1 protein-coding gene is annotated in these 440 nt (G+C 59.3%); it reads left to right on the top strand.

Going from position 1 to position 440, the window contains the following annotated elements; genetic code table 11:
* On the top strand, positions 1-440 hold a 440-nt coding region (locus tag CYR52_RS22225), incomplete at both ends, for an Ig-like domain-containing protein (protein ID WP_146001365.1).

The following is a 440-nucleotide window of genomic DNA, read 5'->3' as shown; positions in this document are numbered from 1 at the left end:
AATGTAACGACGCCAACCTTTACCTTAAGCAATATCGACGCCGACGCAGTGACGGTGGAAGTGCTGATCAACGGCACCACCTATCCCGCCACCAAAAGCGGGGAAACCTGGAGCTTTATCGCGCCGGAGCTGGCGGATGGCGAGTATGCCGTGCAGGTAAGCGTTACTGATGATGCGGGCAATACCGCGACCTCAGCGGCGCTGAATATCACGGTCGATACGGCGATTACTGCGCCGGTGGTGACGTTAAGCGATGACAGCGGTGTCGCTGGTGATAACCAGACCAACGACACCACGCCGGGCTTTGCGATTACCACCGATAGCGACGTCGTGACGGTGATGGTGAGCATCGACGGCGGCGCGCCGCAGGCGGCAGTGCAGGATGCAGCAGGGCAATGGCACTTTGTGACACCTTCGGCATTGGCTGACGGCGAACATTC

Source organism: Chimaeribacter arupi, assembly GCF_002858805.1.
In the GTDB taxonomy this organism is placed as follows: domain Bacteria; phylum Pseudomonadota; class Gammaproteobacteria; order Enterobacterales; family Enterobacteriaceae; genus Chimaeribacter; species Chimaeribacter arupi.
This window is presented reverse-complemented; position numbering and strand designations above follow the sequence as displayed.